This is a genomic window from Actinomyces massiliensis 4401292, assembly GCF_000269805.1.
In the GTDB taxonomy this organism is placed as follows: domain Bacteria; phylum Actinomycetota; class Actinomycetes; order Actinomycetales; family Actinomycetaceae; genus Actinomyces; species Actinomyces massiliensis.
In genome coordinates this window covers 250,038-269,747 of the sequence record NZ_JH711482.1, presented here as the reverse complement: position 1 = coordinate 269,747, position 19,710 = coordinate 250,038, and the positions used below count along the sequence as shown (strand labels likewise).

General features: G+C 64.4%; 15 protein-coding genes. 7 read left to right on the top strand and 8 right to left on the bottom strand.

What is annotated here, in order from left to right; all coding sequences use genetic code 11:
* Nucleotides 1-112: 112 nt before the first annotated feature.
* The 7 genes from argF to W5W_RS0109555 all read left to right on the top strand — a co-directional run bounded on the left by argF (nt 113) and on the right by W5W_RS0109555 (nt 8,067).
* Nucleotides 113-1,150, top strand: a complete 1,038-nt coding sequence (gene argF, locus W5W_RS14890; RefSeq protein ID WP_050980388.1) for an ornithine carbamoyltransferase — start codon at nt 113-115, stop codon at nt 1,148-1,150.
* Entirely contained in the window at nt 1,147-2,118 is a 972-nt protein-coding gene (locus W5W_RS0109585; RefSeq protein ID WP_017195243.1) for a carbamate kinase, read from the top strand. Before argF ends, W5W_RS0109585 begins: the two co-directional genes overlap by 4 nt.
* Before the next feature lie 140 nt (nt 2,119-2,258).
* A complete protein-coding gene (locus W5W_RS0109580; protein ID WP_008731290.1) occupies nt 2,259-3,386 on the top strand; it encodes a serine/threonine protein kinase in 1,128 nt (375 codons plus the stop codon).
* A 275-nt stretch (nt 3,387-3,661) separates the two neighbouring features.
* Entirely contained in the window at nt 3,662-4,720 is a 1,059-nt protein-coding gene (locus tag W5W_RS0109575) for a DMT family transporter (RefSeq protein WP_029574228.1), read from the top strand.
* Nucleotides 4,721-4,765: 45 nt separating this feature from the next.
* Nucleotides 4,766-5,533, top strand: a complete 768-nt coding sequence (locus W5W_RS0109570) for a creatininase (RefSeq protein ID WP_008731285.1) — start codon at nt 4,766-4,768, stop codon at nt 5,531-5,533.
* Nucleotides 5,534-5,932: 399 nt separating this feature from the next.
* Complete coding sequence (locus W5W_RS0109560) at nt 5,933-7,306, top strand: MFS transporter (protein WP_017195240.1); 1,374 nt, start codon at nt 5,933-5,935, stop codon at nt 7,304-7,306.
* A gap of 86 nt (nt 7,307-7,392) precedes the next feature.
* A complete protein-coding gene (locus W5W_RS0109555; RefSeq protein ID WP_274517144.1) occupies nt 7,393-8,067 on the top strand; it encodes a TetR/AcrR family transcriptional regulator in 675 nt (224 codons plus the stop codon).
* Nucleotides 8,068-8,158: 91 nt separating this feature from the next.
* Here the strand turns inward: W5W_RS0109555 and W5W_RS0109550 are convergent, their stop codons facing one another.
* The 8 genes from W5W_RS0109550 to carA form a co-directional block, all read right to left on the bottom strand.
* The gene (locus W5W_RS0109550) at nt 8,159-10,162 is read right to left on the bottom strand and encodes a primosomal protein N' family DNA-binding protein (RefSeq protein ID WP_017195238.1); all 2,004 of its coding nucleotides are present in this window, start codon (nt 10,160-10,162) and stop codon (nt 8,159-8,161) included.
* 102 nt (nt 10,163-10,264) lie between these two features.
* Nucleotides 10,265-11,470 (bottom strand): methionine adenosyltransferase, encoded by a 1,206-nt coding sequence (metK, locus tag W5W_RS0109545; protein ID WP_008731269.1) that lies wholly within the window; start codon nt 11,468-11,470, stop codon nt 10,265-10,267.
* A gap of 249 nt (nt 11,471-11,719) precedes the next feature.
* Nucleotides 11,720-13,036, bottom strand: a complete 1,317-nt coding sequence (coaBC, locus tag W5W_RS0109540; RefSeq protein ID WP_017195237.1) for a bifunctional phosphopantothenoylcysteine decarboxylase/phosphopantothenate--cysteine ligase CoaBC — start codon at nt 13,034-13,036, stop codon at nt 11,720-11,722.
* A 67-nt stretch (nt 13,037-13,103) separates the two neighbouring features.
* Nucleotides 13,104-13,511, bottom strand: a complete 408-nt coding sequence (gene rpoZ, locus W5W_RS0109535) for a DNA-directed RNA polymerase subunit omega (RefSeq protein WP_008731278.1) — start codon at nt 13,509-13,511, stop codon at nt 13,104-13,106.
* Between the two features lie 54 nt (nt 13,512-13,565).
* Entirely contained in the window at nt 13,566-14,147 is a 582-nt protein-coding gene (gene gmk, locus W5W_RS0109530; protein WP_008731277.1) for a guanylate kinase, read from the bottom strand.
* A 32-nt stretch (nt 14,148-14,179) separates the two neighbouring features.
* The gene (pyrF, locus tag W5W_RS0109525) at nt 14,180-15,106 is read right to left on the bottom strand and encodes an orotidine-5'-phosphate decarboxylase (RefSeq protein WP_029574227.1); all 927 of its coding nucleotides are present in this window, start codon (nt 15,104-15,106) and stop codon (nt 14,180-14,182) included.
* Nucleotides 15,103-18,438: a carbamoyl-phosphate synthase large subunit gene (gene carB / locus W5W_RS0109520; protein WP_008731270.1), complete on the bottom strand. Its 3,336-nt coding sequence runs from the start codon at nt 18,436-18,438 to the stop codon at nt 15,103-15,105. The genes pyrF and carB overlap by 4 nt, the downstream gene beginning before the upstream one ends.
* Before the next feature lies 1 nt (nt 18,439).
* Entirely contained in the window at nt 18,440-19,699 is a 1,260-nt protein-coding gene (gene carA, locus W5W_RS0109515; RefSeq protein ID WP_008731288.1) for a glutamine-hydrolyzing carbamoyl-phosphate synthase small subunit, read from the bottom strand.
* Nucleotides 19,700-19,710 lie beyond the last annotated feature (11 nt).

The window sequence follows — 19,710 nt, the reverse complement described above, 5'->3', positions numbered from 1 at the left end:
CAGAGATCACCGCATTCTTCAAGAAGCGATCACTATGTTCACCATGTGACCGTCAACCTCATCTATTCGTCTCTGTCATCCACCGCACCAGATCCACTATTTAGGAGTTGTTATGGGTTCTTTGTTGTTTGGGCGTCATTTTCTTAAGGAGTTGGATTTCACTGCTGTGGAGTGGGGTTCGTTGCTTGAGTTGGCGGCGGAGTTGAAAGCGGCGAAGAAGGCTGGTCGTGAGGAGCAGCGGCTGGTAGGCAAGAACATCGCGTTGATCTTTGAGAAGACCTCCACGCGCACGCGGTGCTCGTTCGAAGTCGCGGCCTACGATCAAGGCGCACGGGTGACGTATCTGGACCCGTCAGGCTCGCAGATGGGCCATAAGGAATCAGTAGCCGACACCGCCCGGGTCCTGGGCCGGTTCTACGACGGGATCGAGTTCCGCGGCAAAGAACAAGCACATGTCGAGACCCTGGCCGAGCTGTCCGGAGTCCCAGTATGGAACGGCCTGACCGATCAATGGCACCCCACCCAGATGCTGGCCGATCAACTCACCATGATCGAGCACTCGGGCAAACCGATCCAGCAGATCGCCTTCGCCTACCTGGGAGACGCCCGCAACAACGTCGCCAACTCACTGCTGATCTCAGCGGCGCTGATGGGCATGGACGTGCGCATGGTCGCCCCCACCCAACTACAACCCGAGACCGAGATCATCGACGCCGCCCACGACCTGGCCGCCACCAGCGGAGCGCGCATCACCATCACCGACGACCCCACCACCGGCGTGGCCGGCGTCGATTTCCTGTACACCGATGTCTGGGTCTCCATGGGCGAACCCAAAGAAGTCTGGGACGAACGCATCAACCTGCTGCGCCCCTACCAGATCAACCAAGCCCTGGTCCACGCCACCGGCAACCCGAACGTGAAATTCCTGCACTGCCTACCCGCCTTCCACGACCGCAACACCACCGTAGGCCAAGACATCTACACCAAAACCGGCATGGACGGCCTGGAAGTCACCGACGACGTCTTCGAATCCCCCCTCAACGCCGCCTTCGACCAAGCCGAAAACCGCATGCACACCATCAAAGCCGTCATGGTCGCCACCCTCGCCACCCCCACCACCAACGAAACCAAGGAGGCGAACCAGCCATGAGAATCGTCGTCGCCCTCGGAGGCAACGCCCTCCTCGAACGCAACCAAACCCCCAACGCCTCCACCCAGATCGCCAACGTCCACTCCGCCGCGATCCAGCTCGCCGCCCTGGCCGAGCACCACGAACTGGTCATCACCCACGGCAACGGGCCCCAAATCGGAGTCCTCGCCCTGCAATCGGCCAACGACGAACGCCTGACCACCCCCTACCCCTTCGACACCCTCGGTGCTCAAACCCAGGGCATGATCGGCTATTGGCTCCTCCAAGCCATGCAGAACGCGCTCCCCGGACGCCACGTCGCCTCCATGATCAACCAAACCCTGGTCCTGGCCGGCGACCCCGCCCTGACCGACCCCACCAAATTCATCGGCGAGGTCTACTCCAAGGACCAGGCCCAGACCCTAGCCGCCCAATACGGCTGGACCGTCAAACCCGACGGCGACTACTACCGCCGCGTCATCGGCTCACCCACCCCCCAACGCGTCATCGAAACCCGACTCATCCGCACCCTGCTCCAGACCGGAGCCATCGTCATCTGCGCCGGCGGCGGCGGCATCCCCGTCATCCGCAACCACACCGGCAAACTCCAAGGCATCGAAGCAGTCATCGACAAAGACCTCACCGCAGCCGTCCTCGCCGAACACCTCGAAGCCGACGCCCTGCTCATCCTGACCGATACCAACGGCGTCTACACCGACTACAACACCCCCCAACAACAACACATCTCCCGCGCCACCCCCACCACTCTCCGCAAACTCAACCTACCCTCCGGATCCATGGGCCCCAAAGTCGAAGCCGCCTGCCGCTTCGTCGAGCTCACCGGCGACACCGCCGCCATCGGCCCCCTCCACCACGCCGCCGACATCCTCAACGGCACCACTGGAACCATCATCACCCCCACCGGCACCTACCCTCACAACACCCAATCATCACCCGAACCGGTGGACGACAGACTCAAGCGCGCCTGAACGGCTGCGCCGGCCCCGTTCTAGGAGGTGGTTCAACCACACCATGTCATGGCGGCGCAGTCATGCCGCCTCCACTGCTTCATCAGCACATCCATCGCCCATACCGGGCTACTCACAACGCACAAGGGAGTGACACACACATGACGAAGATCGTCAACTCATGGAACGACTTCGACCCGCTCAAGCACGTCATCGTAGGACGCGCAGACTTCTCGGTGATCCCGCCCGAGGAGCCCGCCACCTCGGAGAAGGTGCCGATCGACTCCGAAATGCGCGGCATGTGGGGCCCACGCCCCACCGCCACCGTAGAGGCGGCCAACGAGCAGCTCGACAACTACGTCAAGATTCTTGAGGGTCTGGGCGTCAAGGTCGACCGGCCCACACCGCTGCAGTGGAACCAGGCGATCCAGACCCCTGACTTCCGCACGGAGTCCGGATTCACCCAGATGCCTCCGCGAGACATCCTGCTGACCATCGGTGACGAGATCATGTCATCGGCAAACTCCTTCCGCTGCCGCTACTTCGAGTACCTCGCCTACTGGCCGCTCATGAACGAGTACTTCGAAGAGGACCCGGAGTTCAAGTGGACGCAGGCCCCGCGCCCGCGCCTGACCGACAAGTCGTACAAGCACAACTACTACGACGAGAGAATCTCCATTGAGGAGCGCCTGGAGCGGACTGCGGCCAAGGACTTCGTGACCACCGAGGTTGAGCCCATGTGGGATGCCGCCGACGTCATGCGCGTCGGCAAGGACCTGTTCATCCAGCACGGTCTGACCACCAACCGGAAGGCCATGGAGTGGTTCAAGCGGTACTACCCCGAGTTCCGCGTCCACGCCGTGAACTTCCCGGGCGACCCCTATCCGATCCACATCGATGCGACCTTCGTGCCGCTGCGTCCGGGTCTGATCATCAACAACCCGCACCGCCGCCTGCCCGAGGAGCAGCGCAAGATCTTCGAGGCCAACGACTGGCAGATCGTTGACGCTGCGCCTCCGGCCCACACCACACCGCCGCCGCTGTGCTACTCCTCGGTGTGGCTGTCCATGAACTGTCTGGTGATCGACCACAAGACCGTATGCGTCGAGGCCAGTGAGGTCCACCAGATGGAGCAGATGGACAAGCTGGGAATGAACGTCATTCCTGTGCCCTTCCGCGACGCCTATGCCTTCGGCGGAGGCCTGCACTGCGCCACCGCAGATGTCTTCCGCGAGGGCACCTGTGAGGATTACTTCCCCAACCAGGTTGACGACCCGACACTTGTCTGAGGTCTAATTCTCAGAGAGCTGGTGGGGGCGGCGGCTCCATAACCGGGCCACCGCCCCCACCTAGTTTCAATCTCACTAAATTTTTTCGCGTCGAACGCGACTCGGATGGTGCCGGAATGACGCACGGCATCCCCTCACATTTTTTGATTCTCTGCGCACAGCCGCCGCCTCGCTTTCAGTGCGAGCGCGCCTATCACATCTGTCATGCATGATTCTCGTGATCCGCATGAGAATCACCCCACATAGAAAATGAACCTACCGCAAAGGAGCGGAAGTTGGATACATCAGGTCGCGTGAAGCTCAAAGGATTTGGGCTTATGTTTCTATCGTCGAGCCTCATGGGCGGGATTGGGGCTTTTGCGCGCTATATCGATGCTCCCGGCGATTTCATCTCCTTCTTCCGCAGCTTCAGCGGCTTGATCGGCATGACACTTTTCTTCCTCTTCGTCGGAGGGTTTGCGAAAGTAAAATCCACTAAGTTCACTCCCTCCATCTTCTTCTCAGGACTATTCTTGGGGCTTCTCTCGGCCCTCTATGTCATCTCCACCCAGTACACCACCCTCGCCAACGCATCCTTCCTCATCTACACCGGCCCGGTGTACTCGACCATCCTGGCCACAATATTCCTCAAAGAGCCGTTCAAGCCGGCCATGATCGGCTCCCTGGCAGCAGTCGTGGTAGGAACTCTGCTGATCGTTCAGATCATCTCGGATGAGGGGTTCAAGCTCGATCTCGATCCCAAGTACGCCTTCGGAAACATGATCGGACTGGCCTCGGGCGTGGCCTACGGCCTCTATCTCTTCGCTTCACGCTACCGTACGGACTGCGACTCCAACGTACGGGCCTGGTACAACTTCCTCTTCGCCGTGATGACCATCGGGATCATGGTCGCCACCCGTTGGTCGAAGCTCACCTACGTGGTCCGCGAGAAGGTTGACGGAGTGCCGACTACGAAGGTCGATAAATCCGGAAACACGGTGACCGCCGATTGGGACCTTTTCAGCATGGACGCCCGAACCTGGACGGTACTTATCATCGCGGCCCTGGTGACCGGATTCGGCGCCTTCTACTTCCTCACTCTGGCGAGCAAGATCCTCCTTGCTGGGGAACTGGCGACTATCTCTTATCAGGAGACCATCATGGCCTCACTGTTGGGTCTCGCCTTCTTCCACGAGCCCCTCTCCGGCATGCAGATGCTGGGTGGCGTACTCATCATCAGCGGCGGTGTTTCTCAGGTGTACTTCTCAACCAGGGAGAAACCGGTTCACACGCCCAAGGAAGGAGAACCAGATCCGGAAAAGGAGAAGGCAGAGAATCTGATAGTTACATCATAATCAGACGGGCAGCATGCAGAAACACAATAACGAAGGACACCACCAATGACTCATGAGCGCAATATCACCCGCCTGGACGCCTTCACCTACCGCAAGATTATACAGGACGATCCGGTCATGCTCATTCCGGTGGGCGCCATTGAGCAGCACGGCCCGCACATGCCCCTGGGCGTGGACATGATGCTGTCAACGAAGATGGCCGAACTCGTCGCCGAGAATATTAATGCTCTGGTGGGGCCGACCATCACTACCGGATACAAGTCGCAGCAGCGCTCCGGCGGAGGCAATCACATCATCGGTTCTTTCGGCTTCGACGCCGCCACCGTCATCGGCATCTGCCGCACCTTCGTGCGGGAGTTCGCACGGCATGGGCTCAAGCGAATCGCGTTCATCAACGGCCACTATGAGAACTACCAATTCATTTACGAGGGCGTGGATCTGGCTCTGCGCGACTTGAGGGGTCAGAGCATCCCCGACGTCATGCTCCTGTCCTACTGGGACTTCGTGACCGAGGAAGTCATCTCCGGTCTCTACCCCGATGGCTTTCCAGGATGGGATGTCGAGCACGGCGGAGTCATGGAAACCTCACTGATGCTCGAGTACTTCCCAGACCTGGTGCACATGGACCGCGTCATGGACCTGCCGGCCGCCGCCCTGCCCCCTTATGACCTGCTGCCAGTGGACCCGACCCTCACTCCAGAGTCGGGCTGCCTCTCATCCGCAAAGGCTGCAAGCGCGGAGAAAGGGGCTATACTCGCCGATTCCATCGTGTCCGGGATAACTGATGCCATTCGAGGCAGATTCACGATGTAGCGAGGCTCCGATAAGGATGCCTCATTCCACCAACGGGCTTGGCGAAGCCGGCAAGCTGGTTTATCGGAGCTTTCCTGGTCTTCGGGCGCATGTCCGTCACCATGATCGGTTTTGTCATCATCGTGGTCGCAACTCGAATGGTCGGGCTGTTCCAACGCACCCGACTGTAGCACGAGCCGCTCAGCTTGGGATCCTCGGAGGGATGCTCGTGATCGGAGGCGGGGCGGGCTGGCAACAACTATCCTGGAACTCGCAACCAAGGACCCTCACCGCCCGATTGAAGACCGATCCGCCTGCCTGCGGTTGATCCGTTCTGCATCCGCAGGCAGGCAGCACCATCGACTGCATAAACCAGAAGCACTCGCAGAACCTCAACACTCACGTCCGGAGTTGAAGGCAATGAACACCGTCCATTACGGAAGCACAACCGAGCATCATAAGGATCCTGAGCGGACACAGGCACTGAGGCGTGCTGCCACGGCGAGTTTCATCGGCAATTTCATCGAGTGGTTCGATTATGCTTCCTACGGTTATCTTGCAGGTGTGATCGGCAGCGTATTCTTTCCTGAATCCGATAGATACGCTCAGCTTCTATATTCCTTCCTGGTATTCGCCATGTCCTTCATTCTGCGGCCCATCGGCGCCGTGGTCTGGGGCCTATTGGGAGACCGTCTTGGGCGCCGATGGGCACTGTCATGGTCTATCCTGATCATGTCGGGATCGACTTGTTTCATCGGCTTTCTTCCGCCCTACGCCCAGATTGGGATGTGGAGCGCTATCGGTTTACTTATTCTGCGCATGATCCAGGGCTTCTCGGCCTCCGGCGAGTACGCCGGCGCCGGCACCTTCCTGGCTGAATACGCACCTCCCGCGCGGAGAGGCATCTATACCTGCCTCGTCCCGGCCTCCACGGCCTGCGGTCTCCTTGCTGGGTCGCTCATGGTCTCGGGCATGCTCTTCGTTCTGGGCGGCGAGGAATCCAACGCAATGAGCCAGTGGGGCTGGCGCATCCCGTTCCTCCTGGCCGGGCCGTTGGGACTGATCGGCCGCTACATCCGAGTCCATTTGGAAGACTCTCCCGCCTACCAGGCGATGCGCGCGGAAATGCCCCAGGATCCCAGAGCAACGAGCTGGATCGAACCGCTTATCCTGCTATTCCGCTACCACTGGCGCGAGACGCTCATTACCTTCGGCGTCTCCTGCCTCAACGCCGTGGCCTTCTACATGCTCCTCAGCTACATGCCCACCTACGTCAAGGAAGAGCTTCACTTCAAGGAGGAGACTGCCACCCTGGCGACCTCCATCATGCTCGTGGTCTATATCGTCTCGATCTTCGCCATGGGCCACCTCTCCGATTCTTTCGGAAGGCGCCGGATGCTCATTGCCGCATGCATCGCCTTCATCGTGCTGTCCATCCCGCTGTTCATCGCAATGACCAAAGCGACTGGAATGCTCTCAGTGGTGATCCTGTGCCAGATCATCTTCGCGATCGTTCTGACCGCCAATGACGGCACCCTGGCCACATTCCTGGCCGAGTCCTTCCCGACCAACGTCCGCTACTCCGGGTTCGCTCTCTCCTTCAACGGAGCCAATGCGCTCCTAGGCGGGACAACGCCCGTCATTGTGACATGGCTCATTAAAACAACCGGCTCGTCACTGGCTCCAGCCGTCTACCTCACCGTGGTGGCATTGATCGCCATGGTGGCGATCCTCATGTCGCGGGGCATCCGCAACTCGGAGCTGACTGAGCTCGATCATTCTGAGACGCCCTGAGGCATAAGGCGTCCCGTCCTGGCCGGACGACTGCGCGACGCACGGCGTCCCGCACTTTGCTACCCTACGAAGACATGGCTGATCCCTTGTCTGCCGCCTTTCAACCGTCTCGCCAGGCTCGGAGCGGCGTACGCCCGACTTCGCGCGGAGAGGGACGACGACAGACGATCATCGAAGCGGCCGCTGCGATCATTCGCGAGGAGGGGCCGGCCGAGGTGAGTCATCGCGCCGTTGCCAGGCGCGCCGGCTGCTCATTGTCAGCGACGACCTACTACTTCAAGGGCCTGGACGACCTGCTTTATCAGGCCGGCCTGATCAATATCGCCATCTGGGCGTCGCGGGCGGAGCACGTGGCGGACAAAGTGGAGGCCCTGGAGCAGATCCCTCCTCTATCCGGACGACTGGATCTGGTGCTTCAGGCAACGCTCCCGCCGGAGGGCCCGTATCTCGGGCACTATATCCAACTCATCTCCGCGGGCGCCGTCGCGCCCGTTGAGCAGGCCTATCACCAGGGTCGTCAGCGCCTCAACGCCGCCGTCGGTCGTCTGCTGGAACGATTGGGGGCTGTCGTCGACCCCGACCTGGTGATCGCAGTCGTCGACGGGGCCGCGGTGACCGCTTTGAGCGAGGGTCGTGACGTGCACGCCACTGCTGCTGATCTTCTTGGAAAGATCACTGCATTCTGGGCGCAGGCCGATCAGGACCCCGATCAGGACGAGAACAGTCCTGAGGGTGATGGCCCACCCGATGACAGAGATTGACAAAGATTCAGGGTCTTCGACATATCCGTGAGATCTTAGGCGGAGCCGTCATCCGGCCTGTCAGGCAGGCTCCATCACATTCCCCGCCGTCTCACCACAGCACGGTCGGATCGAGCTCAACGCGGACCGTCTCCTCCCGATGCGCCGAGCGCTCGCGCTGGCGCACCCGCAGCATGATCGCCAGCTCCCGCCCGCGGTCGGCAGGCACCCGGATCAAAGCCCGTGCGGTGGAGCCACCGCCCGGGGCGGACCGGTCCTGCTGCGCTGTACCAGCAACAGGCGTCGGTGCAGGGCCCAAGGTCTCGAAATTCTCCGACTGCGCCTGAGCAAGCAGTGCCTCCACGCCATCCCATGATCCGTCCAACCGCGCCGTGCGCCAGGCTGGGGGGAGGTGCAGGTCAACGCGCTCGAGCAGATCCTCACGAGCGTAACCGGCATGATCCCACCGCACTAACGCCTGCGCGGCTGACGGATCCGGACCGCCCAGAAGAATGACCCGCGCATCTGCACGTGCCAAGACCACCGCGTTGGTCCATCGTCGCAGCGCCTCCGCGCCCGCCCCGAGTTCAGGGCGGGCTGACAGAAGGGCGCCATCAAGGAGCAGAACCGCGCAGTACCCGCCGTCGGCGACCGGCTCGGCACCGGGTGTGGCGACTACCAGGCGGGGCGAGGCGTCCACGGATTCAATGACGCCGTGCGACTCGCGCGCACCGGAGATCGCCACCGGCGTGCCCGGAAAGGCACGGCCCAGTTCCTCGCCGGTGCGCGCACTGCCCGAGCCGCGCATACGCACCTGATCACCACCGCATGCGGGACAGAGCCAACCCGCCAGTCCGCGCGCGCACCACCGGCAGGTGGTGACCCCGGCCGTCTCCATGGCCAGCGGGCCCCCGCAATGGGGGCAGCGAGCGGCCTGTCCGCATCGCCGGCACGCCACCACCGGGGCATAGCCGGAGCGTGAGACCTGAACCAGAACGGGCCCATCGGCCAGGGCATCACGCACCGCTCGGTGCGCAAGTGACGGAATTCGGGCGATTCCGGAGGAGCCCTCGGCTTCCAATCGAGTCGCATTGGGGGCGTGCACCCGCGCAACGGCGGCACGCCGCAATGACCGAGGAGCACTGAGCTCCTCAGCCCACCCCTGCTCCACGAAGCTCTGGGCCTCGATGCTGCGGGCGTAGCCGGCCACCAGCAAACCCGCCCCTTCCAGGCCGGAGCGCAGCGCCAGAACAGTGCGAGCGTGCGTGTAGGGAGCATGACGCTCATCGAGGCGGTTGTCGCCGTCATCCCAGATGACCGCCAGGCCCAGGCCACGCACCGGGGCGAAGGCGGCAGCGCGTGTACCCACCACAATGCGCGCGGTTCCGAGCAGCACACGCAGGAAGGCTCGGTAGCGACGAGCAGGGCCCCCCTCTGCGGTCAGCACGACAATCGGTTCGTCAAGCGCGGGGAGCAGCTCCTCCTTCAGCGCCGTCGCCACGGCCTCGGCCTGTGCCGCAGTCGCGACTATGACGAGAGCGCCTCGGCCCGACGCCAGGGCGGCCCTGATGGCATCGCCGAGCAGCGCAGTCCACCGGCGTACCAGGCCGGCCCGTCCTGGGAGAGCAGTCCACACGGCACGTGGCGCGCCGCCGTCGGCGAGCGCATCCACGAATCCGGCTCCGCCATATGCGTCCCATCCCTCTCCGGACGGCGCCTGCCACTGAGACGGCGACGGTGCGCCACGACCACGCTCAGAATGCTCGGTAGACGCATGACGCGGCGGTACCGCAAGGCGGATGATGTCCGAACGCACCCCGGCGTTTCTCGTCGCGACCGCCTCGATCAGCGCCTTCGTGGCACCGGTGAGCACCGGCAGGTCCGAGACGACCCGGCGAATCGGGGTCAGTCGACCGGCGTGGGTCGTCGTCGCGCCGCGCTCCCAGACCCATCCGCGCATATCCTGCCCACCGAAGCGGACGATCACGCTCGTGCCCACGGCGGCCGAGGCATCAAGATCCGGTGGGACGAGGTAGTCGAAAAGGCGGTCCAGATGCGGCAAGGGAGAATCGAGCAGCACTCTGGCCACGGGCGCGGCAACACCATTGCCGTCCACACCATGCTCAGACGGCGCCGGTGCAGCCAGTAACGCGCCTTGGGCGGGTCTTCCCCCACGGCTCATCCGGCTCATCGCACCGCCCCGCAAGACAGATGCGGCTTAGACCGCGGCGCGCAGGGCCTCGGCGCGGCCGGTCTCCTCCCAGGAGAAACCAGGACGGCCGAAGTGTCCGTAGGCGCTGGTAGCGCGGTAGATCGGACGAAGCAGATCGAGATCGCGCACGATTGCGGCCGGGCGCAGGTCGAAGACCGCCTCGATGGCGGCGGCGATCCGCGCGACGGGGACTGTCTCGGTACCGAAGGTCTCAATGTACAGGCCCACGGGATGAGCGGAGCCGATGGCATAGGCAACCTGAATCTCGCAGCGCCGAGCAAGACCCGCTGCGACGACGTTCTTGGCGACCCAGCGCATGGCGTAGGAGCCGGATCGATCGACCTTGGACGGATCCTTGCCGGAGAAAGCGCCTCCGCCATGACGAGCCATCCCGCCATAGGTGTCCACGATGATCTTGCGGCCGGTCAGGCCGGCGTCTCCAGCGGGACCGCCGATGACGAACTGGCCAGACGGATTGACCAGGACCTCGGCATTGGCTGTGGCCAGCTGGAGGCCCTTGTCCTCTTCGGCCTGAAGCACCGGCCGGATCACCTCGGAGGTGATGGCGTCGGTCAGCCAGGCGCGAGTGCGACCGGGGTCGTGCTGTGTCGAGACCACCACGCTTCTCAGGCTCACCGCACGATCCCCGTCGTAGCCAATGGTGACCTGGGTTTTGCCATCGGGACGCAGGCCCGTCATGAGACCCTGCTTGCGCACCAACGTCAGACGCTCGGCGAGACGATGCGCCAAGTGGATCGGCAGCGGCATGAGCTCAGCCGTGTCCGTACAGGCGTAACCGAACATGAGGCCCTGATCCCCCGCGCCCTGGAAGTCGAGAGGATCGAGGTCCCCGGAATCGCCTCGCACCTCAAGAGCCTTGTGCACACCGGCCGCGATATCCGGAGACTGCTGGCCGATCGAAATCGACACACCGCAGGAGGCGCCGTCGAAGCAGACCTCGGATGAGGTGTAGCCGATCGATACGATTTCGGAGCGCACGATCTCGGGGATCTCAACATAAGCGTTGGTGGTCACCTCGCCGGCGACATGGACCAGTCCTGTTGTCGCCATTGTCTCGACGGCGACATGCGCGGCAGGATCCTGGGCCAGAATGGCGTCAAGAATGGAGTCCGAGATCCGATCGCAGACCTTATCGGGATGCCCTTCGGTCACTGACTCCGAGGTGAACAGGCGGAGAGAACTCAATGGCATGTGATGTCCCTTGCGAGGTATGGGTGCGTATTTGTCATGCGCAGCTTCATGACGACGAGGCTCTGCGCTGTCCTAACACCCCAATCGTAGGCCCGCGCAACAAGATGCCTGAAGGGCGACATCATGCCTGCTCCGTGATTATTCAGACGTCCTGGGATTCAGATTCATCAGATTCAGCGGACACGCCAGGGCCCTCTCATGGCCTTCTCGGCCCTCTGATCCTGCTGCCCCCTCCCGCACGCCTCACGGTCAATCGGAGAGCCTGGACGCGACCAGATCAATGAGGACGCGGGCGACATCAATCTTGGAGCCCTCGACTCGGGCGACTTCATAGCCGCGGTTATCAAGGATCACGATGGAATTGGGGACGTCTCCGAAGCCGAGGCGCTCCCCCACAGCGTTGACGGCGAGAAGATCCGCACCCTTGCGACGCGCCTTGGCAGCACCGTGAGCGAGCACATCCCCCTCAGCATCACCGGTCTCCGCGGCGAAACCGACGGTGAGCATCCGCTCGCCATCACGGCGCGGCGGATCGGCGACAAGACTCGCGAGGATATCGGGGTTCTCCACGAGCTCAATGGTCAGACGAGCACTCCCGTCCGCGGCAGAACCGCGTTGCAGGCCATGCTTCTTGATCTTGGATGCGGACACCTCAACAGGACGGTAGTCGGCAACGGCCGCGGCCATAATGACGGCGTCGGCATCCCGAGCGGCCCGTCGGACGGCGTCGTGCAGCTCCACGGCAGTACCGACCGCGACGACCTCCACCTCACGAGGCAGGGTCGCAAGAACCGCGAGAACATCGTCAGCCACATTGGCCGCCACGAGAGTCACTCGCGCACCGCGCTCTGCGGCGGCGCACGCCGCAGCGACCCCCTGGCGTCCCGAAGAGCTGTTGCCCACATACCGCACCGGATCGATAGGCTCACGGGTGCCACCGGCCGAAACGACCACATGCCGGCCCGACAGTGCTCCGCTCCCGGACGCCCCCGCCCTGCGCGCCCGTCGATCAGCGAGCACGGCCAGCGCCTCGGCGACAATGCGCTCAGGATCGGGCAGCCGCCCCTCCCCCGAGTCGGCGCCCGTCAAGCGTCCGGAATCCGGGTGGATGATGCTCAGGCCACGGCGTTGCAGCGTGGCCACGTTCTCCCGGGTCGCAGGATTGGCCCACATCTGGGTATGCATGGCGGGGGCAAGGACCACGGGGGCCGTCGTCGTCAGAATCGTGGCGGTCAGCAGATCGTCGGCACGACCGGACGCGACCCGTGCCAGCAGGTCGGCAGAGGCCGGGGCCACCACAACAAGGTCCGCCCACTCTCCCACCGCGACATGCTCGACGGCAGCCGGGTCGTCGAAAATACCGCTGCTCACCGGCCGCCCTGCGACCGCTGCCAGAGCCGGCGCGCCGATGAAGCGCAATGCTGCATCCGTTGCGACCACGCGAACCTCGTGCCCCGCCTGTCGCAGACGACGGACCACGAAAGGGGCCTTGTAGGCGGCGATGGAACCGGACACCCCGACGACAACACGCCACGGACCGGTTGGGACGTCAGGCGTCATGATCATGACCGAACCCTCATGTCCTCACATACCGCCCTTAACGGACGGAGCCACCCGCGTCACCGACGCGCGCTCAGAACTCGATCTCGTCGAGGTTGGTGGACGCCGGGGCGTCCTCACCCTCCGCCGGGGCGGATACAGCATCAAGCGGGATATCGGAGAACATGTCTTCTTCCGCGGCGCGACGAGCCTTCTCATTCTCAGCACGCCGCGCCCGAGCCTCATCACCCGGGATGACCTGAAGCTTGTCCTCGACCACCTCGCGCAGAGCGATGGTCAGGGGCTTCTCATCAGGCTCGGCCTCAACGAGAGGACCGAAGTAGTCGAGCTGGTTCTCCTCGAGCTGCCGGGTATAGGTATTGATCTGACGAGCGCGCTTGGCGGCTTCCACAACGAGCCCGTACTTGGAGTCGACCTTCTCGAGCAGGTCGTCGATCGGCGGGTTGGTGATGCCCTCGGGCTGTGCGGAGGTTCCGAGCATGAGCTTCTTCCCGTGTGGTGGACGTCGGAAATACCTGATGGTAACCGGGACAGTTTAGCCCTTGATTCCCAATAGTTTTTCGAGCTCGTCCGTGGCATGCGCCACGGTGTCATTGACAATGACGTGGTCGAACTCCTGTGCCGCTTCCATCTCCGTGCGTGCGGTGGCCAGGCGGCGCTCCCGCTCTCGGGCATCCTCGGTGCCTCGCCCGGCAAGCCGGGCCACGAGCTCATCCCAGCTCGGAGGCATGATGAAGACCAGTTGTGCGGTCGGCATGGACGCGCGAACCTGCCGAGCGCCGGCCAGATCGATCTCGAGCAGGGCAGGACGACCGGCGTCGAGCTCGGCCTGAACAGGACCACGGGGCGTCCCATAGCGATGGGCGCCGTGAACCAGTGCCCACTCCAGCATCTGGCCGCTGTCAATGAGTCTGTCGAACTCGCCGTCGGACACGAACAGATAATGCACGCCGTCGATCTCGCCCGGTCTCGGCCCCCGAGTGGTCGCCGAGACCGAGACGAACAACTCGGGGTGACGCCGGCGCAGTTCGGCGACGATGGTCCCCTTGCCCACCGCGGTGGGGCCGGCCAGAACGGTCAGGCGCGCGGGAGCGGACGAGAGCGAGGAATGCGTCATGCGCCTATGATGCCGCACGAGATCGCCCGGATTCAGGCCCGCAATGCCGAGAGCGCCTCCGCAGCGGCAGCCTGCGCGGCTGCGCGCAAAGCGACCAGGTCGGGCCCTGCGCTGAGTACGCCGCGGGAAGTCGAGGCCAGCACATGGCGACGCGCAGCCCCGAAAACGGCCTCCAGCTCGGCGGCACCCGCACCCTGAGCCCCCACCCCCGGGGCCAGCAGCGGCGCATTGGCGCCGAGCAGGTCGATCCCCAGCTCGGCCACGGCCCGGCCGGTGGTCGCCCCGACCACCAGACCGACGCTGCCGAGGGTGTTGGCATCGCGGGCCGCGGCATTAGACCGGGCCGCACCCGCGACGACATCGGCCGCCACGGAACTCGATCGCGACCCCTGTCCCGTGGACGCGTGCTGAACGCTCGCGCCCTCTGGATTCGAGGTGAGAGCCAGAACGAACACGCCGCGCCCGGAGGCGTTCGCCAGCTCCAGAGCGGGTGATAGGGAGTCATATCCGAGGTAGGGCGAGAGCGTCATGGCATCGGCGGCCAGAGGAGCACCCTCAACGAGGTAGGCCTGGGCATAGCCGCTCATGGTCGAGCCGATATCGCCACGCTTGACATCCAAGATGGACAAGGTGCCGACAGCGCGCAGCGCAGCAAGGGTCTCCTCCAGAACAGCGATACCCGCACTGCCATGCCTCTCGAAGAAGGCGGATTGCGGCTTGACCGCGGCGATTCTTCCTCCAACGGCGTCCACGATGCGCAGAGCGAAGTCCCGCAGCCCCCGAGGCGTATCCGGAAGATCCCAGGAGGCCAGCAGGGCCTGATGCGGGTCGATGCCCACGCACAGCGGGCCATGGGCATCCATGGCCTCGGCAAGCGCAGCGCCGAAGGCCGATCGACCCCGAACGCCCTCAGTGCCCTGGGGCGCAGGTCCGCCGGCAGAAGGAGTGGAAGCACTCATAGTCGAACCTCCCGTTTCGCTGCGCCCTGCAATCGGGCGATCCTGTCGGTGCCGTGCTCCTGAAGACTGCGGACGCGGAAGGGCCCGCGCAGCTGCGCCTCCAGGGCTTGGACAACTGCCTGGAGTTCCTGGACGGTGGTGATGATCGGCCGACCCGCGCTCGTGGCAGCCGCCCGTATCGCGTAGCCGTCGGCACGCGCGCCCTGACCCTTCGGAGTGTTGACGACCATGTCGATCGTATCGGATTCAATGAGTTCGACGATCGTCCGCTCGCCGTGCTCGCCCCGCCCCTCGCTGAGTTTGCGCACCGGGATAGCGGGAATACCGTTGCGTCGCAGGACCTGGGCCGTACCCGTGGTGGCCAGGATCGTGAACCCGAGCTCGGCCAGACGAGCCACCGGCAGAATGATGGCGCGCTTGTCCCGATCGGTCACCGAGACGAACAGCGTCCCCTCGCCGGGCAGACCGCCGTAGGCGCTCGCCTGCGACTTGGCGAAGGCACGCGGAAAGTCGACGTCGTAGCCCATGACCTCACCGGTCGAGCGCATCTCCGGCCCCAGCACGGTGTCCACGATGCGTCCGTCCGGCGTGCGGAAGCGCTTGAACGGAAGAACAGCCTCCTTGACCGCGATCGGATCGTAAGGATCGGTCACGCCCGCGTCTTCTTGCGGCAGATGACCGGACGACTTGAGGGAGGCGATGGACTCCCCCGCCATGATCAGGGCCGCGGCCTTGGCGAGCTGAACGCCCGTGGCCTTGGAGACGAAGGGAACGGTGCGGCTCGCGCGAGGATTGGCCTCGATGACGTAGAGGGTGTCGCTCATGAGGGCGAACTGCACATTGATCAGGCCCCGCACGCCCACGCCGTCGGCAAGCATCTGCGTGCAACGGCGAACACGCGCGATCTCGGCGTCCGACAGGGTCATCGGAGGAAGCACGCAGGCGGAGTCGCCGGAATGGATGCCGGCTTCCTCGATGTGCTCCATGACGCCGCCCAGGAAGAGCTCGGAGCCGTCGTAGAGAGCATCGACATCGATCTCGATGGCATCGTCGAGGAATCTGTCGATCAGCAACGGCCCATTCGCATATGCCCCGCCGGACTCAGCGCCCGCACGATGCAGATAATCGACCAGACCGCCGGGCTGGTAGACGATCTCCATGCCGCGTCCGCCCAATACGTAGCTGGGACGGACCAGCACGGGGAAGCCGATCTCCGCGGCCGCGGCCATGGCCTGCTCGTCCGAGCGAGCGGTGCTGTGGGCGGGGGCGGGCAGGCCCGCCTCGTCCAGCACGATGCCGAAGAGCTGCCGATCCTCGGCCGCGTCAATGGCCTCCGGGCTCGTCCCCAGGATCGGCACTCCGGCGTCCTCGAGCCGAGCAGCCAGGGACAGCGGGGTCTGGCCGCCGAGCTGGACGATCATTCCGGCCACAGGACCGGCCGCTCTCTCCGCCTCGTAAACCTCCATGACGTCCTCATAGGTCAGCGGCTCGAAGTAGAGGCGGTCGGAGACGTCGTAGTCGGTGGACACGGTCTCGGGATTGCAGTTGACCATGACGGTCTCGTAGCGATCGGCGAGCGCTATGGCGGCGTGCACGCAGGAGTAGTCGAACTCGATGCCCTGGCCGATGCGATTGGGGCCGCTGCCCAGGATGATGACGGCCTCGCGCCGGCGCGGCACGACCTCGGTCTCCAGATCGTAGGAGGAGTAGTGGTAGGGAGTGCGGGCCGCGAACTCCGCCGCGCAGGTATCAACGGTCTTGTAGACAGGACGCAGGCCATAGGCGTGGCGAATTTCGCGGATCGTGTCCTCGCCGACGCCCCGCAGAGCAGCTAGCTGACAGTCCGAGAAGCCGTGACGCTTGGCCTCGGCGAGGACCTGCGGGGTCAGCGCAGGGGCTTCGGCGACCTCGTCGGCGATCTCTTGGAGCAGCAGTATCTGGTCCAAGAACCAGGGGTCGATCTTCGTGGCGGCGAAGAGCTCCTCAACAGAGGCACCACCACGGACCGCCTGTTGGAGATCGACAAGACGGTGCTCAGTGGGCACCCGGACCGACTCGATCAGGGTGGTGGTGGCCGCGGCGTCGGGTGCTGGGCCGTCCCAGTGGAAGACCATGCCCGTCTTGTCGATGGAACGCATGGCCTTCTGGAGGGCCTCGGTGAAGGAGCGGCCGATGGCCATGGCCTCTCCGACCGACTTCATGGTGGTGGTGAGTCTCGGATCGGCTCCGCGGAACTTCTCGAAGGCGAAGCGCGGCACCTTGACGACGACATAATCGAGAGTCGGTTCGAACGAGGCGGGAGTCGAGCCGGTGATGTCATTGGGGATCTCGTCGAGGGTGTAGCCCACGGCCAGGCGGGCGGCGATCTTGGCGATCGGGAAACCGGTCGCCTTGGACGCCAGGGCCGAGGAGCGCGACACCCGCGGGTTCATCTCGATAACGATGATGCGCCCGGTCGCCGGGTCGACGGCGAACTGGATATTGCAACCGCCCGTATCCACGCCGACCTCGCGGATGACGGCGATGCCGATGTCGCGCAGGCGCTGCATCTCCCGGTCGGTCAGAGTCAGGGCCGGTGCGACAGTGACCGAATCGCCGGTGTGGACGCCGACGGGGTCTATGTTCTCAATAGAGCACACGACCACCGCGTTGTCCGCCTTGTCGCGCATGAGCTCCAGCTCGTACTCCTTCCAGCCCAGGATGGACTCCTCCAGGAGCACTTCGGCAGTCCGAGAGGCCGCCAGCCCCTGCCCGCAGATGCGCCCCAGATCCTCGGCGTCGTAGGCGATACCGGACCCCAGGCCTCCCATGGTGAAGGACGGCCGCACCACCACGGGATAACCGCCCAGAGCCTCGACGGCCTCATAGCACTCGGCCATGGTGCGGGCGATGGCGGATCGAGCGACCTCAGCACCGCATCGCTCGACGATCCTCTTGAACTCCTCGCGATCCTCACCCGCGTTGATGGCCGCCGCATCGGCACCGATGAGCTCGACGTCGTAGTCGTCCAGAACGCCGGTCTCGACCAGCCCCATGGCGGCGTTGAGCGCGGTCTGCCCCCCAAGGGTGGGCAGAAGCGCGTCGGGACGCTCCTTGTCGATGATGGCGGTGAGGACCTCGGTGGTGATGGGCTCGACGTAGGTGGCGTCGGCGATATCCGGATCGGTCATGATCGTCGCCGGATTGGAATTGACCAGGATCACCCGGATGCCCTCATCCCGCAGCACGCGACAGGCCTGAGTGCCCGAGTAGTCGAACTCGCAGGCCTGACCGATGACGATCGGCCCGGAGCCGATGACCAGGACGGAACGGAGGTCGGAACGAAGCGGCATCTCAGCGCTCCTCCTGGATCGTCCGGGCAGCAGCCCCGTCACGGCGGTGACGGTGGTCGGCCATCAAACGCACGAATCGGTCGAACAGATGCTCCCCATCGTGCGGGCCGGCGGCCGCCTCGGGGTGGAACTGGACGGAGAAGGCCGGCACGTCGAGGGCGCGCAGCCCTTCAACGACATGGTCGTTCAGTCCCACATGGGAGACTTCAACGCGTCCGTAGCGGCCGCCGTCGTAGGGCGCCAGGCTCGGCTCACCGATCGGGGCGTCAACCGCGAAGCCGTGGTTATGGGCGGTGATCTCCACTCGTCCGGCGGCGCGGTCCAGGACGGGCTGGTTGATGCCCCGGTGGCCGTAGCTCAGCTTGTACGTGCCATAGCCCAGGGCCCGCCCGAATATCTGATTGCCCAGGCAGATGCCGAAGAAGGGAATACGGGCGTCCAGAACCCCCCGCAGCAGCTCGACCTCGCTGTGCGCAGTACCCGGATCACCCGGCCCGTTGGAGAAGAAAACACCATCCGGATGGAGGGCGAGTACCTCCTCGAATGTCGTCGTCTGCGGCAGGACGTGGACGCGCACGCCCCGCTCGGCGAGCTGCCACGGAGTACGGGCCTTGATCCCCAAGTCGATAGCGGCGACGACGGCGACCGGCTCGCATCCCTCGAAGCGCCCGGAAGGCTCGACGACATAGCGCTGCCGAGCGCTCACCTCGGCGGCCAGGGCCCTGCCGGCCATGGGAGGCGCAGCGCGCACGGCCTCCAGGCAGATGTCCACGGCGGTCCGGGACGGGCCAGCCGCGTCGGCGGCGCCCGCGGGCAGGGCATCCGAGGAGAAGATGCCCGCCCGCATGGCGCCGCGGTCGCGCAGATGCCGGGTCAGCGCCCGCGTGTCGATCCGGCAGATGCCCACCACGCCCGCGTCCGCCAGCTCGTCCTCGAGCTCGCGGCGGCACCGCCAGCTCGAGGCGCGCCGCGCGGGATCGCGCACGACGAAGCCGGCGACCCGGATTCCCGCAGACTCCGCATCCTCGTCGTTGACACCGGTGTTGCCGATGTGCGGTGCCGTCATGACAACGATCTGACGGTGATAGGAGGGATCGGTGAGCGTCTCCTGGTAGCCGGTCATGCCGGTGTTGAAGACGATCTCCCCGACCGTCCTGCCCGTGGCCCCATAGGAGCTGCCGCGCAGGACATAGCCGTCCTCCAGGACGAGCAGGGCGTTCTCACGGACGCCGGCACGCGGCGACGCGGATGTGACGGGCACTGCGGGCAGCC